The 15514-nt window shown below is 73.8% G+C and carries 11 protein-coding genes; 9 read left to right on the top strand and 2 right to left on the bottom strand.

What is annotated here, in order from left to right; all coding sequences use genetic code 11:
* Window positions 1-359 precede the first annotated feature (359 nt).
* From FH969_RS06925 to FH969_RS06960, 8 genes are all read left to right on the top strand, one after another.
* On the top strand, window positions 360-2732 hold the full coding sequence (locus tag FH969_RS06925) for a hypothetical protein (RefSeq protein ID WP_139986604.1): 2373 nt from the start codon (window positions 360-362) through the stop codon (window positions 2730-2732).
* A gap of 245 nt (window positions 2733-2977) precedes the next feature.
* The gene (locus tag FH969_RS06930) at window positions 2978-4177 is read left to right on the top strand and encodes a thiamine ABC transporter substrate-binding protein (RefSeq protein ID WP_139986605.1); all 1200 of its coding nucleotides are present in this window, start codon (window positions 2978-2980) and stop codon (window positions 4175-4177) included.
* Complete coding sequence (locus FH969_RS06935; protein ID WP_425462451.1) at window positions 4153-5862, top strand: ABC transporter permease; 1710 nt, start codon at window positions 4153-4155, stop codon at window positions 5860-5862. Before FH969_RS06930 ends, FH969_RS06935 begins: the two co-directional genes overlap by 25 nt.
* Window positions 5863-5864: 2 nt before the next feature.
* Window positions 5865-6647 carry an ABC transporter ATP-binding protein gene (locus FH969_RS06940; RefSeq protein WP_139986606.1) on the top strand — a complete coding sequence of 261 codons (783 nt, stop codon included), beginning with the start codon at window positions 5865-5867 and terminating at the stop codon, window positions 6645-6647.
* Between the two features lie 89 nt (window positions 6648-6736).
* Window positions 6737-7588 carry an ABC transporter ATP-binding protein gene (locus FH969_RS06945; protein WP_139986607.1) on the top strand — a complete coding sequence of 284 codons (852 nt, stop codon included), beginning with the start codon at window positions 6737-6739 and terminating at the stop codon, window positions 7586-7588.
* The gene (locus FH969_RS06950; RefSeq protein WP_139986608.1) at window positions 7585-8406 is read left to right on the top strand and encodes an ABC transporter permease; all 822 of its coding nucleotides are present in this window, start codon (window positions 7585-7587) and stop codon (window positions 8404-8406) included. The genes FH969_RS06945 and FH969_RS06950 overlap by 4 nt, the downstream gene beginning before the upstream one ends.
* Window positions 8403-10193, top strand: coding sequence for a cation:proton antiporter family protein (locus FH969_RS06955; protein WP_218975280.1), 1791 nt, complete (start codon window positions 8403-8405; stop codon window positions 10191-10193). Before FH969_RS06950 ends, FH969_RS06955 begins: the two co-directional genes overlap by 4 nt.
* Before the next feature lie 316 nt (window positions 10194-10509).
* Window positions 10510-11253 carry a hypothetical protein gene (locus FH969_RS06960; RefSeq protein ID WP_139986609.1) on the top strand — a complete coding sequence of 248 codons (744 nt, stop codon included), beginning with the start codon at window positions 10510-10512 and terminating at the stop codon, window positions 11251-11253.
* A gap of 380 nt (window positions 11254-11633) precedes the next feature.
* Here the strand turns inward: FH969_RS06960 and pdxY are convergent, their stop codons facing one another.
* The gene (gene pdxY, locus FH969_RS06965) at window positions 11634-12485 is read right to left on the bottom strand and encodes a pyridoxal kinase PdxY (RefSeq protein WP_108720142.1); all 852 of its coding nucleotides are present in this window, start codon (window positions 12483-12485) and stop codon (window positions 11634-11636) included.
* Between the two features lie 155 nt (window positions 12486-12640).
* On the opposite strand from pdxY, the gene FH969_RS06970 reads away from it, so the two are divergent.
* On the top strand, window positions 12641-13915 hold the full coding sequence (locus FH969_RS06970; protein WP_180359709.1) for a hypothetical protein: 1275 nt from the start codon (window positions 12641-12643) through the stop codon (window positions 13913-13915).
* A gap of 78 nt (window positions 13916-13993) precedes the next feature.
* Here FH969_RS06970 and FH969_RS06975 read toward each other — a convergent pair whose 3' ends face one another.
* On the bottom strand, window positions 13994-15409 hold the full coding sequence (locus FH969_RS06975; RefSeq protein ID WP_139986634.1) for a dicarboxylate/amino acid:cation symporter: 1416 nt from the start codon (window positions 15407-15409) through the stop codon (window positions 13994-13996).
* Between the last annotated feature and the right edge of the window lie 105 nt (window positions 15410-15514).

Below are 15514 nucleotides of genomic sequence, written 5' to 3' on the forward strand. Positions count from 1 at the left end.
GAGTACGAGGGCTACGGCCACGGCGACGTGGTGCGCGCGGGCTCGCCGCTGATCCCGGACCTCCTCGCCTGGACCGACGCGGTCCTCTCCGGATCGAGCGCCGAGGTGGCGCAGGGCTGCTGACGTCCCGGCGGCGTGCGGCAGGGGACGCGAGGGGTCACGCGCGCGACGGGAGCGCCGGCGCAGCGTTCGACGCCGAGCGACCGGGGCTCGCGACGCGCCCGTGCCCGATCGGGCAGCCGACTCCGCCCGATCGGACCGCTGACCGGGACCCGCGTCCCGCCCGGTCGCCGGGGAGGATGCCAGTGGATGCCCGAACCCGGCGCGCTCACGGGCACTCCGCCGGCGGAGGGGAGCTGATGACGGGCACGCTGCATGCGGACGAGGCTGACGCACCCGAGCGGCTCGTCGGTCCGCGTCCGCATGCGTCCGGCGCAGCACCGTCTCTGCTGACGGTCGCGGGCACCCAGACCGCGCCGGAAACCCGCCGGCCGCCGGTCTCGCCCGCGCAGCTCGTCTCGATGCAGCGGCTGGCGGGCAACCGAGCCGTCGTGCACAGCCTGCAGCGTCAGGCGCCCGCGAGCCTGCTCGAGGAGTCGGAGGAGACGCTAACCTCCGAGCCGGCGCCCGAGGCCTCGCCCGAGGCGTCGAGCAGCCCGACCTCCGACGGTGCGCCCCCGCCCGCCGCACCCGACGCGCCCGGGGGAGGGACGCCGTCGGGCGCCGGTGCCTCGACACCCGGCCCGATGTCGGAGCCCGAGCCCGCGGTCTCGATCCCCGCACCCGAGGCGAACCAGAGCGGACCGGAGGTCCCGGCCTCGTTCGAGCCGGCCTCCCCGGGGACCGGACCGTCGACGTCGGGCCCGTCGGCACCCGCCGAGCCGACGCCCGACCAGGAGCCTGCACCCCAGGAGACGCCGGCAGGCCCGGCCGGCCCCTCGATGGACGGCAGCAGCGGCGGCGGTGGAGGGGGCGGCGGTACCGACGGGTCCGGCGGAGCGGGCGGCGCGCCCGGTGCCGGCTCGACCGCACCGTCACCGCCGTTCGACTTCGGCAGCTGGGTTGTCGACCACGGCAACGCGATCCGGACACCGCTGGAGTTCGGCCGGCTCATCCCCGGGCTCGGGCTCTACAGCGGGCTGGCGGCCGACTCGATCCAGTTCGCGCAGGACGTGGACGCGGTGCCGGGCAAGCTCAGCGACCACCCGATCTTCTCGGCCTTCCTCCTGGTCCGGAACGGCGTCAACGTGCTCAACGGGGCCGTCGGGCACGTGGTCTACGTCAACGAGCTCGTCCAGGACGGTCTCGTCGGCTCGGTGATCGGCGCGCCGTTCATCCCGGTGTCGGCCGCGGTGCACCAGGTGTTCGCGCTGGTCAAGGCCTACAACTCCACCGTGCTGGTCTTCCTGGACACGGGCCTCATGGTCGGGGCGGCCTACAACGCGGACAAGAACCCCGAGCAGCACACCGCCTGGGCCGCGCTCGCCGACGGGTATGCGGCCAACGCGATCGGGTCGACGGTCTCCTGGGTCCTCGACGTCATCGCCCTCGCCTCGGCCGGCGTCTCGCAGACCGGCATCGTCAGCGCCAACCAGGGGGCGCTCAAGGCGCTGTGGGCCTTCATCAAGGAGGCGAGCAAGCACATCTTCGACTGGGCGCAGAAGCTGTGGAACGTGTGGGGCGGTGACGTGCTGGGCTCGGGCCACGAGGCCGGGCCGCAGCCGGCCGGTCAGCCCGCCGTGCAGCGCCTCGCCGCGGGCGGCGACAGCGATGCGGACGACGGCAGCGGCACCGGCGCCATCGGTGCGGGCGACCTCGCGGGCCTCGCGGCGGTGCCGGTGCTGCTGGCCCAGGCCGCCAACCTGCGCACCACCTCCGCGGCCGGCCGGGTCGCGTGGGCCGGGGTCGACGCCGAGCTGGGGCTGGCCAGCGCGACCGCCGCGCAGTCCTTGGCCGACATGGACGCGATCTCGGCCGAGCTGTTCGACGGGAAGTCGAGCTTCCAGGTCATCCAGGAGGCCACGGACACCGCGCTGGCCTCGATGGAGGACCGGATCGCCGCACTCCAGCAGTTCCAGGCCACCGCGCGCGACGGCAAGGCCAACGCCGACGCGGTCCGCACCGGCGCCGCGGACGTGCTGGCCGAGGTGGACGCGCTGACCGTTCCGGACGTCGAGATCCCGAGGACGGAGCTCGGGGACGGCGCGCTGGCCGACCTCGCGGAGTCCGTGGTCGACACCGGTGCGGGCGTGGTGAACAGCGGACTCGAGCTCGCCGTCGCGGGCGTGCGCAGCGCCGTCGACACGGCCAAGGGCGCCGTGAGCGCCCCGGTCGAGACGGTGCGCGACAACGCGACGGAGGTCGGCGACTTCCTCGCCCTCGCCGCGGAGATGACCGACAGCCAGATTGCGCAGGTGCAGGCCTTCGTCGGCGGCCTGCGTGCCGCGATGGCGCAGACCACCGGGTTCGAGAGCGCGATGGACGCGATCATCGGCCAGGTGGCCCAGCTCACGGGGGCGCCGGCCTTCAAGATCCAGGACCTCCGCGACGTCTGGGCCTCCGTCCCCGCGGTCTTCGACGACATCGACTCCCTCGCCGACCGGCTCGAGCGCCGCGCCGCGACGCTGATGGCCGCGGGTGCCGGCGGTGGGGGCGAGGATCGGGGCGGGCCCGACGTGCAGATGTCCGCCGCGGAGCCGCCCGGCGACGGCGACGGCGACACCGCCGGGTGACATCTCGCGCCCCGTCCGTCCGTCGGCGCACGGCGAGCCCGCCCTCCACCGTCGGCCCGCCCCCGGCGCGGTAGGCTCGCTCGCGAAACGACAGGGGAGCGCCACCGACCCCGACCGGGTGGGACGGGCGCTGAGAGTGCGGCTCGCCGCAGACCCTCGAACCTGCTCCGGTTAGCACCGGCGAAGGAAGTCGGGAACTCCCGGCGGGCACCCGTCCGCCGCCCCTCCCTCGGGAGGAGCCACGCATGTCCAGCAGCACCGTCACCAGCACCAGTCCCTCGCGTCGCGCTCGCGTTCGCCGCACCCTGCTCCCGACGGCGGCGCTCGCCGCGGTCCTGAGCCTCACCGCCTGCTCGCTCGTCGGGGGCGGGGGCGGTGCCTCGGACGAGGGGGGCGCCACCGCCGACCAGACCTCCGACGGGGCGACCACCGCCGACGGCGAGGCGAGCGCCGGGACGGGAGCGTCGCCGTCGTCCATCACGCTCGTCACGCACGACTCGTTCGCGCTGAGCGAGGACGTGCTCGCGTCGTTCACCGAGCAGACCGGAATCGAGGTCACGGTGGTTGCGCCGGGCGACGGCGGTGCGCTGGTCAACCAGCTCGTGCTGACCAAGGACTCCCCGCTCGGGGACGTCGTGTTCGGCGTCGACACCACGTTCGCGAGCCGCGCGATGGACGAGGGCGTCTTCGCGCCGTACACGTCGCCGGCGCTGCCGGCGAGCGCCGAGCAGTACCTGCTGGGCGACGCGCTCACGCCGGTCGACGTCTCCGACGTGTGCCTCAACGTCGACCTCGCCTGGTACGAGGAGAACGGCCAGACGCCGCCCGCGTCGCTCGAGGACCTCACGCAGCCCGAGTACGCGGGCCAGCTCGTGGTGACGAACCCGGCGACGTCCTCGCCCGGCCTGGCGTTCCTGCTCACGACGGTGGCGGCGTTCGGCGGTGCGGACGGGTCCTCGACGGCAGGCGACGGCTCGGGCTGGCTCTCCTACTGGGAGCGGCTGCGGGACAACGACGTGCTCGTCGTCGACGGCTGGTCCGACGCCTACTACGTCGACTTCAGCGGCGGGGGCGGCGACGGCACGCGGCCCGTCGTCCTCTCGTACGCGTCCTCGCCGCCCTACACCGTGGGCGACGACGGCGAGCCCACCACCGCGGCGCTCCTGGACACCTGCTTCCGGCAGGTGGAGTTCGCCGGCGTGCTCACCGGCGCCGCGAACCCCGAGGGTGCGCAGGCGTTCGTCGACTTCCTCCTCTCGCCGGCGGTGCAGGCCGACGTGCCCGGCTCGATGTACGTCTACCCGGTCGACGACACGGTCGCGCTGCCGGACGACTGGGCGCAGTGGGCCCCGCTCGCGACGACCCCGTTCGCCGTGCCGGCCGACGAGATCGCCGCGAACCGCTCGACCTGGATCGACCAGTGGACCCAGACGGTCCTCGACTGACGACGGCGCCGCGCGAGCGCGGCTGGACCGCGGTGCGGGCGGGCGCGTGGGCGATCGCCGTCGCGCTGCCGCTCGCGTTCCTCCTCGCGTTCTTCGCCTACCCGGTCGCGGCGATCCTCGCGCGCGGCGTGGTCACGGACGGCCACCTCGACCTCGGCGGCTTCGCCGAGGTGCTCGCCGACCCGCGCACCTGGCGCGTCGTGGGGCACACCCTGGGTCAGGCGGCGCTCGGCACGGGGCTCGCCGTCGGGCTCGCGATCCCGGGTGCGTACGTGCTCTACCGCTGCACGTTCCCCGGTCGCGCGCTCGTCCGGGGACTGGTCGCGGTGCCGTTCGTGCTGCCGAGCGTGGTGGTCGGCGTCGCGTTCCGCTCGCTGCTCGCGGCGGGCGGACCGCTCGGCGCGCTGGGCTGGGACCGCAGCCTCGTGGCCGTCGTCGCCGCGCTCGTCTTCTTCAACTACGGCCTCGTGGTGCGCGTCGTCGGGTCGGTCTGGGAGCGGCTGGACCCGCGCGCCGAGCAGGCCGCACGCACGCTCGGCGCGTCGCCCGCGCGCGCGTTCGCCACCGTGACCCTCCCGGCGCTTGCACCCGCGATCGCGTCGGCCGCCGCGCTGGTCTTCCTGTTCTGCGCCACGGCGTTCGCCGTCGTCCTCGTGCTCGGCGGGCAGCGCTACGCCACGGTCGAGGTGGAGATCTGGCTGCAGACCACGCAGTTCCTCGACCTGCGCACCGCGGCCGTGCTCAGCGTGCTCCAGCTCGTCATCGTCGCGGCGACGCTCGTGGCGAGCGGTCGGCTGCGAACGCGGCGCGAGCGGTCGCTCGCCCTCGTCGAGGCACGACGCGCGACGGCGCCCCTGCGCCTGGGTGCGCGCGCCTGCGCCGTGGACCGGGTCGCCGTGGGCGTGACCGCGCTGACGGTGGCCGCGCTCGCGCTGCCGCTCGGCTCGATGCTCGTGCGGTCGCTGCGTCAGGACGGGCGGTGGACGCTCGAGCACTACGTGGCGCTGGGGTCGACCGGGGACCGCGCGCTCACCGTCACCGCCTGGGACGCGGCGGCGATCTCGCTGCGCACGGCGACGGACGCCACGGTGCTGGCGCTCGCCGTCGGGGTGGTGCTCGCGCTCGTGCTGTCCCGCCGGCCCCGGCGCCGCACCGGACGCCGTGCGCTCGGCGCGCTGGACGCGGCCGTCATGCTGCCGCTGGGCGTGTCCGCGGTGACGGTCGGGTTCGGGTTCCTCATCGCGCTGGACCGCCCGCCGCTGGACCTGCGCTCCTCGCTCGTGCTCATCCCGATCGCGCAGGCGATGGTCTCGATCCCCCTCGTGGTGCGTACGGTGCTGCCCGTGCTGCGCGCGATCGACCCCCGGCTGCGCCAGGCTGCCGCGATGCTCGGCGCGGGCCCGGGACGCGTGCTCTGGACGGTCGAGCTGCCGATGGCGCTGCGGTCGATCGGGCTGGCCGCGGGGTTCGCGTTCGCGGTCTCGCTCGGGGAGTTCGGCGCGACGTCGTTCCTCGCGCGGCCCGACCGGCCGACGCTGCCCGTCGTGATCTACCGGCTGCTCGGGCGCCCGGGCGAGGGCAACTACGGCATGGCGCTCGCGGCGTCGGTGCTGCTCGCCGTCGTGGTCGCGCTGGTGATGACGACGGCGGAGCGACTGCGCCCGCCGCACGCGGGGGAGTGGTGAGCGTGGGCCGACCGGACGAGCGCGGACCGAGCCCGAGTGCGGGCGAGGCCCGCGGGCTGGAGGTGCGCGGCGCCGTCGTGCGCTACCCCTCCTCGCGCCGGGGCTCGGAGCCGACGACGGCGGTCGCGGGCCTCGACCTGCACGTGGCACCCGGGGAGGTGGTCGCGCTGCTCGGGCCCAGCGGGTGCGGCAAGTCCTCGCTGCTGCGGACGATCGCCGGGCTCGAGCCGCTCGCCGCGGGCGAGGTGCGGTGGGACGGGGTGGACGTCGCGCCGGTCCCGGTGCACCGGCGCGGGTTCGGCCTCATGTTCCAGGACGGGCAGCTGTTCGGTCACCGGGACGTCGCGGGCAACGTCGCCTACGGGCTGCGTGGGACGCCGTTCGGCGCGACGCGGGCGACCCGGGCCGAGCGCGTGGCGGAGATGCTCGAGCTGGTGGGCCTGGCCGGGTACGGCGCGCGGGCCGTGGGGTCGCTGTCGGGCGGGCAGCAGCAGCGCGTCGCTCTGGCGCGATCGCTGGCTCCTGCGCCGCGGCTGCTGCTGCTCGACGAGCCGCTTTCGTCCCTGGACCGTCGGCTGCGCGAGGAGCTGAGCGTCGAGGTGCGCCGCGTCCTCGCGGCCTCCGGGACGACCGCGCTGTACGTGACGCACGACCACGCCGAGGCGTTCTCGGTCGCCGACCGCGTGGGCGTGATGATCGCCGGGCGGCTGCGCGCGCTCGCGACGCCCGACGAGCTGGCCGCCGACGTCGCGCTCGACCACGACGTGGCGGCGTTCCTGCGCTGAGCTCGCCAGCGACTGAAGGTCGCCAGCCCCCGGTGTCGCCAGGTCGCGCCCGTGACCGCCCCGAAACAGCGCGCCGATAGGCTCCGTCCGTGACGCCTCCCGCCCTCGTGCTCGACGGCGTCACCAAGGTGTTCGACGACGGCACCCGGGCGCTCGACGGCGTGAGCCTCACCGTCGGACGGGGCGAGCTCGTCACGCTCGTGGGCCCGTCGGGTTGCGGCAAGACGACCGCGCTGCGGGTCGCGGCGGGCCTCGAACCCCCCACGAGCGGGTCGGTCCACCTCGACGCCGACCCCGCCGCCGTGAGCTTCGTCTTCCAGGACCCGACGTTGCTGGAGTGGCGGACCGCGACCGCCAACGTCGCCCTCGTCCCGGAGCTGCGCGGCGTCACCCGGGCCGAACGCACCGAGCGCGCCCACCGCGCGCTCGAGGACGTCGGACTCGGCGACGCGCTCGACAAGCGCCCCCGACAGCTCTCCGGTGGCATGCGGATGCGCGTCTCGATCGCCCGGGCGCTCGTCGCGGACCCCGAGCTCGCGCTCTTCGACGAGCCGTTCGGCGCCCTCGACGAGATCACCCGGCTCTCGCTGCAGACCCTGCTCCAGGGCATCTTCGCGCGCCGCCGCTTCGCCGGCCTCTTCATCACGCACTCGGTGTCCGAGGCGGTCTACCTCTCCGACCGCGTCCTCGTCATGGGCCCCGGCCGGGTCGAGGCGGAGGTCGCGGTCCCCTTCGCGCACCCGCGCCCGCCCGAGCTGCGCTTCACGCCCGAGTTCGCGGCCCTCGCCGGGGACGTCTCCCGCCTCCTCGAGCGCGCGGGAGGCGAGCCGACGACGGCGAGCGAGTCTTCGCCGTCGGGCGTCACCACCGCGCGGGGCGAGCCGGCGACGGCGAGCGAGGGTTCGCCGTCGGGCGTCACCGACGCGCGGGGCGACTCGTGAACCCGCACCGGGCGCGGCCCGCCGGCGGGCGCCGCTCCGGACTCGCCACCACGCTGCTGACCGTCGCGATCGCGGCGGCGGGGCTGTTCGCGGTGTGGACGTTCATCAGCCTCGTGGTGCTGGACCCGAGCAAGCGGTTCCTCCTGCCGCCGCCGTGGGAGGTGCTCGCGACGCTCGGCGACGCCACGATCATGACGCCGATGCTCCAGGCGCTGTGGCGGACCGCGACGGTGGCGCTCGCGGGGCTGGCGCTCGCGTTCGTCATCGGCACGGCGTGGGCGGTGGTGATGGCGCAGTCGCGGTGGGCCGAGCGGATCCTCTATCCGTACGCCGTGATCCTGCAGACCGTGCCGATCCTCGCGCTCACGCCGCTGATCGGGATCTGGTTCGGGTACGGGATCCCCGCGCGCATCGTGGTGGCCGTGATCATCGCGGTGTTCCCGGTCATCTCGACGACGTTCTTCGGGCTGACCTCCGGTCCGACCCGCGCGGCGCACGACCTGTTCACCCTCGCCCGGGCGACCCGCTGGCAGCGGCTGAGTCGGCTCGAGGTGCCGGCCGCCGTGCCGTCGGTGTTCACCGGGCTGCGCAGCGCGGCGGGCCTCAGCGTGATCGGTGCGATCGTCGGGGACTTCTTCTTCCAGCAGGGCGCGGCCGGGATCGGCGGACTGCTGCGGATCTACACGCTCCGGCTGAACATGGACGCGCTGCTCACCGCCGTGGGCCTGACGGCGCTGTTCGGCGTCGTGGTGTTCTCGGTGTTCGCGGCGCTGGAGGGGTGGGTGGTCGGGCGCTGGTACGGGCGGGGCCGCCCGTGACAACCGCGGCGATCTACCTCGTCGTCACCTTCGGGCTGGGCGGCCTGGCGATGCTGCTGCGGCTGCCGCCGCTCGTGGGGTTCCTCGCCGCGGGCTTCGCGCTCAACGCGATGCACGTCGGCGAGCTGCCCCAGCTGGACGTGTTCGCCGACCTCGGGGTGACGCTGCTGCTGTTCGCGATCGGGCTCAAGCTCGACCTGCGCGTGCTCGTCCGGCGCGAGGTCTGGCTGACGGCGTCGGCCCATCTGGTGGCGAGCGTCGTGGTGGTGGGGGCGGTGCTGTGGTGCGGCGGCGCCGTCGGGATCGCGATGCTCGCGGGCCAGGACGTGCGGACCGTCGCGCTGCTCGCCCTCGCGCTCTCGTTCTCCAGCACGGTGTTCGTGGTCAAGGTGCTCGAGGAGCGCGGCGAGTCGCACTCGCTGTACGGGCGGATCGCGATCGGCATCCTCGTCGTCCAGGACCTGGCGGCGGTCGTCTTCCTCACCGCGACGAGCGGGCACCCGCCCAGCCCGTGGGCGCTCGCGCTCGTCGGGCTCTGGCCGCTGACGCGGCTGCTGCGCCGGGTGTGGAGCCGCCTCGGGCACGGCGAGATGCAGTCGCTGTTCGGCATCGTCATGGCGATCGTGCCGGGGTACGTGCTGTTCACCGCCGTCGGGCTCAAGGGCGACCTCGGGGCGTTGGTCATGGGCGTGCTGCTCGCGTCCCACCCGGCCTCGTCCGAGCTCGCGCGCTCGCTGTTCCACGTCAAGGAGCTGCTGCTCGTCGGGTTCTTCGTCTCGATCGGGCTCACCGGGCTGCCGGACCTGCCGACGATCGGCGTCGCGCTGCTCATGGTCGCGCTGCTGCCGCTCAAGGGCGCGGGCTACGTCGGGCTGCTCGTCCTGGCGCGGCTGCGGTACCGCACGGCACTGCTCGCCGGGCTGAGCCTCATGAACTACTCCGAGTTCGGGCTCATCGTGGTGTCGGTCGGCGTGACGGCGGGGCTGCTCGAGCCGAGCTGGCTGGTGGAGATCGCGATCGCCGTCGCGCTGTCGTTCGTGTTCTCGGCGTTGGTGAACGGGCGCGGGCACCTCATGGTGGAGAAGATCGCGCTGCAGTTGCCGGCGCAGGACGAGTCACGGCTGCAGATCGAGGAGCGGCCCGGCGACGCGGGCGACGCCGAGGTCGTGGTGCTCGGGATGGGCCGCGTCGGCATCGCGGCGTACGACCGGCTCGTGAGCTCCTACGGGTTGCGCGTGGTCGGCGTGGACTACGACGGGCCGCGCGTCGCGACGCTCGTCGGGGAGGGGCGGCGGGTCATCGAGGGCGACGCGACCGACCTGGACTTCTGGAACCGGCTGCGCCGCAACTCCTCGGTGCGGATGGCGGTGCTCGCGATGCCGCGGCACGGCGCCAACGTCACCGCGCTCGAGTGCCTGCGCGAGTCCGGCTTCACCGGGCGGGTCGCCGCCGTGGCCCGCTACCAGGACGAGGTGCGCTGGGCACGCGAGCACGGGGTGGACACCGCGTTCAACGTGTACGCGGCTGCCGGGCTGGAGCTCGCGGACCAGATCGCGCGCGTGGCCGGGGCTGGTGGTGCCGGTGGTGGTGCTGGCGGTGGTGGTGGTGGTGGTGATGGTGATGGTGGGGCCGGTGACGCACCCGGGACGCGTGGCGCGGGTGCGCCCGTGGGTGTCGGCTCGACCTCGACCCCAGGCGGTGCCAGTGCCGCTGCTGGTGATGGCATCGCGCCGGATGGTGGTGGCGGCGAGCCGGCCGACGCCGGCGGGACGGGTGGGACGGGCTGACTGACGGCCCGCTGGGGCGCGCTTGGTCAACCGCGACTGGTCGTGACGCCAGAGCGACTGTGCGTGACGCCAGCGCGACGGTGCCTTACGCCAGAGCGACTGTCCGTGACGCCAGAGCGACTCACCCGCCGCTCGTCCGCAGCACGTTCAGCGTCACCGCAGGTCACAGGCCTGCGTCCGGCGGCGAGCAGGTGCTGAGTCGCTGTGGCGAAACGACGAGTCGCTCTCCCGTCGGAGTGGGCCGCCCGTCCGGGACCGTGAGCCGCGTGGCTGGCTCAGGTAGGGAGGTAGCCGCGCGATGCGGGAGGATCGCCGCGTGCCGACGCCCCGTGACCTCGAGCCCCAAATCACCGCACTGCGAGACGCGTGCGCCGCGACCGACGGCGTCACGAGCCTGATCGTCTTCGGCTCGACGACGCGCGCGGCGGCCGGGCGCCGGGACGAGTGGTCCGACCTCGACTTCAATGTCTTCTTCGCACCCGAGAAGACGGACGAGCTCCGCGCGAGCTGGCCGTTCCTGCCCGATCCCGACCGGCTCGTGCTGCGCGCCGTCGAGGGCGGGGACGGCGGCGTCGCGCTCTACGACGACGGGCTCGTGGCCGAGTTCGGTGCCGGCCTGCCGTGGGTCGTGCGTGACCCCGACCGCGAGGTGCTGCTCGACGGCGGCGACGTCGTCACCGCTGACCCCGACCCGCTGCCCGACCCGGCCGACCAGATCGGCGTATTCCTCGTGAAGACGGCGATCGGCGTCGGCCGCCTGCGGCGCGGCGAGCGGATCTCCGGGAGCCTGTTCGTGCGCACGTACGCGCTCACCCCGCTGTGCGAGGCGTTGCGCCAGCGGCTCGCCCCCGATGCGCCGCGCAGCCCGTTCGACCCGCTCCGACGGATCGAGCGGGTGCTGCCCGACGTCGCCGCGCGCATCGGCGCGCTGCTCGACGGCGACGCCGAGGCGTGTGCCCGAGGCCTCGTCGCCCTCGCGCGGGCCGAGCTCGAGCCCGGGTGGCTGGAGTTCCCGAGCCGGGCGTTCGACGTGGTGACCGAGACGCTCGGCTGGGCCTGACCGCCCCGGGCCGCGGTACGGCCTCGCCCGGCCGTTCGAGGCCCGTTTGCCCGGCGCCAGCGCTCGCACTGGCGCCGCCTGGCATCGCCCGGCGTCGGGCGGCCCGACGCATTGACTGGTGGCCGCGACGCATTGACTGGTCAGATGGCTTCTCGGCGCGTCCCGCTCAGAGTCGCCGCAGGTCACAGCCCTGCGAGTGCGGGCCGCGCCGATCGAGCCAGTCAATGCGTCACGCCGACCAGTCAAAACGTCCGGCGGCCGCCCGGTGCGCGCGCCCGGAACGCGCGCCCGCGCGCCCGGAACGCCCGTCAGCGCGCCCGGAACGCCCGCCTGCGCGCCCGGAGCGCCCGCCCGCGGGCAGGAAGCGCCCGCCCGCCCAGTCAGCGGACCTGCGTCACCTCGAACTGCATCCGCGGTTCGGCGTAGAAGTCCTGCGCCTCGACGAGCTGCAGCTCACGCTCGCCCGAGGAGTAGGTGGTGGTGAGCAGGTCGAACACCGACGAGGTCGTGCGGGCCAGCGCGAGCGCGGCGTCGCCCGTGCGGACGTAGTGCGCGGTGAACAGGGCCGCCGTGACGTCGCCGGAGCCGTTCGCCTTGAACGGCAGCAGCGGCGTCTGGACGATCCACGCGCCGTCGGGCGTGACGGCGAGCATTTCGATCGTGCCCTCGGGGCGGTCCGGCCGCTCCACCGAGGTGACCAGGACGGAGCTCGGGCCGGTCGCGCGCGCGAGGTCGGCCGACTCCAGCGTCTCCTCGAGCGTGCGCGGCTCGGTGCGCGTGAGGAAGCCGAGCTCGAACTGGTTCGGCGTGATGAGGTCGGCGGCCGGGACCACGCGGTCACGCAGCAGCACGGGGATCGCGGGTGCCACGAAGCAGCCGGACTTCGCGTTGCCCATGACGGGGTCGCACGCGTAGATCGCGGCGGGGTTCGCGGCCTTGACCCGCGCGACGGCGTCGAGGATCACGTCGCCGATGCCCTCCCCGCCCTGGTAGCCCGAGAGCACCGCGTCGACCTGGCCGAGCACGCCGCGCTCTTCGATGCCGGTGATGACCTCGCGCACGTCGTCGGGGCTCAGGAGCGGGCCGCGCCAGGCGCCGTAGCCCGTGTGGTTGGAGAAGTGCACCGTGTAGACGGGCAGCACCTCCACGCCGATCCGCTGGAGGGGGAACACCGCAGCCGAGTTCCCGACGTGACCGAAGGCGACCGAGGACTGGATCGAGAGGATCTTCACGCTCCGAGCGTAGAACTCCCCGGGGGCGACGGCGGTACGCTCACCCGAGCGCACCTGCCGCCCGGAGTGTCCGCACCCCGCGCCTGAGACTGCCGCTACCCGCTGAAATTGCCAGGAGCCCGCCTCGGGCTCCCCAGAGCCCGAAACGGATCCCCATGCGACCCACGCGTCTCGTGCGCACCCCTGACCCTGCTCTCTCCACTCGCGGACGCCTCGCCGTCGGGCGTCGGTCCGCCCGGGCGGGAGGCACGACGGCGGCGCTCGCCCTCTGCCTCGTCCTCGCCGCCTGCACGGGCGGGGGGACGGGAGGCGGCGGCTCGCCGTCGGGCACGGACGATGCGACCGGCCTGCCGACCGCGGAGGCGGGCGGACCACTCGACCTGTCCGACGTCTGCCCCGCGACCGTGGTGATGCAGCAGGACTGGCAGCCGGAGGCCGAGCACGGCGGGATGTACGCGCTGGTCGGGCCCGACTACACGATCGACACGGACGCCAAGTCGGTGGCCGGGACGCTCGTGGCGCACGGCGTCGACACCGGGGTGAAGGTCGAGGTGCGGCCAGGTGGGGCGAACGTCGGGTTCCAGCGGGTGAGCGACCTCATGTACCTGGACACCTCGATCCTCGTCGGCGCGGTGAACTCCGACCAGGCGATCAACGCGGCGGCGGACGGCCGCCCCGTGGTGGCGGTGACGAGCCAGATGACGAGGTCGCCGCAGATCTACATGTGGGACCCGGCCACGTACTCGGACGCGACGACGATCGCCGAGGTCGCCGCCACGGGCGCCACGATCGTGACGTCGGGCGAGATCATCCCGTCGCTGCTCGCGTCGCAGAGCATCGTGTCGATGGACCAGATCGACCCGTCCTACGAGGGCACGCCGCAGCGGTTCGTGACGGACCCGTCGATCATGCAGCAGGGGTTCGGCACCTCCGAGCCGTACGTGTACGAGAACGAGGTGCCGCAGTGGATGAAGCCGGTGGCCTTCCAGTACCTGCACGAGCTGGGGTACTCGATCTACCCGGAGCCGATCACGGTGCGTGCGGCCGACGTCGAGGGCGAGGCGGACTGCCTCGCCAAGCTCGTGCCGATCCTGCAGCAGTCGCAGATCGACTACCTCGCCGACCCGGGCCCGACCAACGACCTCATCGTCGAGCTGGTGGAGAAGTACCAGACCTCGTGGACGTACTCGGCGGGCGTCGCGGCGTTCTCGGCGGCGACCCAGCTGTCCGACGGGCTCGTGTTCGACGACCCCGCGTCCGGGGTGTTCGGCCAGATGGACGGGGACCGGATGGCGGAGATCGTCTCGACGTTCACGCCGGTGCTGCAGGCGACGGGGTCGCTCGCGGCCGACGCCTCGGTGGATCCCGAGGACCTCTACACGAACCAGTTCATCGATCCGTCGATCACCATGGGCGACCTCGCGCCCTGAGCGGGGACAGGGCGCCCACCCGACGCACGAGAGGGCCGGTTCGATCGGACCGGCCCTCTCGGGTGCTGGAGCGACGCGTCAGGCGCGGGCACCTGCGGGCTGGAGCTCGCCGTCGGGCGTCTTGGAGGTCTCGGTGGTGACGTCGTCCACGTCGCGGAAGAGGTCCTCGGCCGAGGCCGCGTTGTACTGCGCGACGTCGAGGATCCCCTCGCGCTTGGCGACGATCGTGGGCACCAGGGCCTGGCCCGCGACGTTCACCGCGGTGCGGCCCATGTCGAGGATCCCGTCGATCGCGATGAGCAGGCCGACGCCCTCGAGCGGCAGGCCGAGCGTGGTGAGCGTGAGGGTCAGCATGACGAGCGCGCCGGTGAGGCCCGCCGTCGCCGCCGAGCCCACGACGGACACGAACGCGATGAGGATGTAGTCCATGACGGACAGGTGGATGTCGTAGAACTCGGCGACGAAGATCGCGGAGATCGCCGGGTAGATCGCGGCGCAGCCGTCCATCTTCGTGGTCGCGGCGAGCGGGACGGCGAACGAGGCGTACTCGCGCGGAACGCCAAGGTTGCGCTCGGTCACGCGCTGCGTGAGGGGGAGCGTGCCGATCGAGGAGCGCGAGACGAACGCGAGCTGGATCGCCGGCCACGCGCCGCGGAAGAAGTGCCCGACGCCGAGCCCGTTCGTGCGCAGGATCACCGGGTAGAGCACGAAGAGCACGATGGCCAGGCCCGTGTAGATCGCGATCGTGAAGACGCCGAGCGTCGGCAGGAGGTCCCAGCCGTAGGTCGCGACGGCGCGCCCGACGAGGCCGACGGTGCCCAGCGGTGCGAGGCGGATGATCCACCACAGCACCTTCTGGATGACCGAGAGCGCCGACTGGGCGAACGTGAGGAACGGCTCGGCCTGGCGGCCGACCTTGAGCGCGGCGAGCCCGACGACGATCGAGATGACGACGATCTGCAGGACGTTGAAGCTGATCGAGATGTCGCCGCCGCCCTCGGGTGCGCTGCCGCCGATGCCGAGGATGTTGCTCGGGAACAGGCCCAGGAGGAAGTCCTGCCAGGAGCCGTCGTGGGTGGGGGCCGCGGCCGCGTCGGGCGTGACCGACGTGTGGTTGCCCGGCTGGAGGATGAGCCCGAGCCCGATGCCGATGGCGACGGAGACGAGCGCCGTGATCGCGAACCAGAGCAGCGCCTGCCACGCGAGGCGGGCCGCGTTGGTGACGTTCCGCAGGTTCGCGATCGAGGCGACGATCGCGAGGAACACCAGCGGCGGGACGATCGCGCGCAGCAGCGAGACGTAGGTGCCGCCGATCGTGGACAGCAGGTCGGTGAGCCAGTTCGGGTCGCCGCTCTCGAGCGGGCCCATCTCGCGAGCGAGGAAGCCGAGCGCGACGCCGAGCACGAGTGCGATCACGATCTGGGTGCCGAAGCCGGTGAGGCGGTGCCAGCCGGAGCGCTTGGGGCTGGCGGTGGAGGCGGCGGGCGCGGTCACGCGTTCGCTCGTCGGCTCCGTCGGTGTGGTGGAGGACACAGCTCGTCCCTTCGGGGTGGGCAGGGTTGCTCTCCACTGTGCGCCCTGTTTCGACCCTCCGGTCGA

It is taken from the genome of Miniimonas arenae, from assembly GCF_006351005.1.
Classification (GTDB): Bacteria; Actinomycetota; Actinomycetes; order Actinomycetales; family Beutenbergiaceae; genus Miniimonas; species Miniimonas arenae.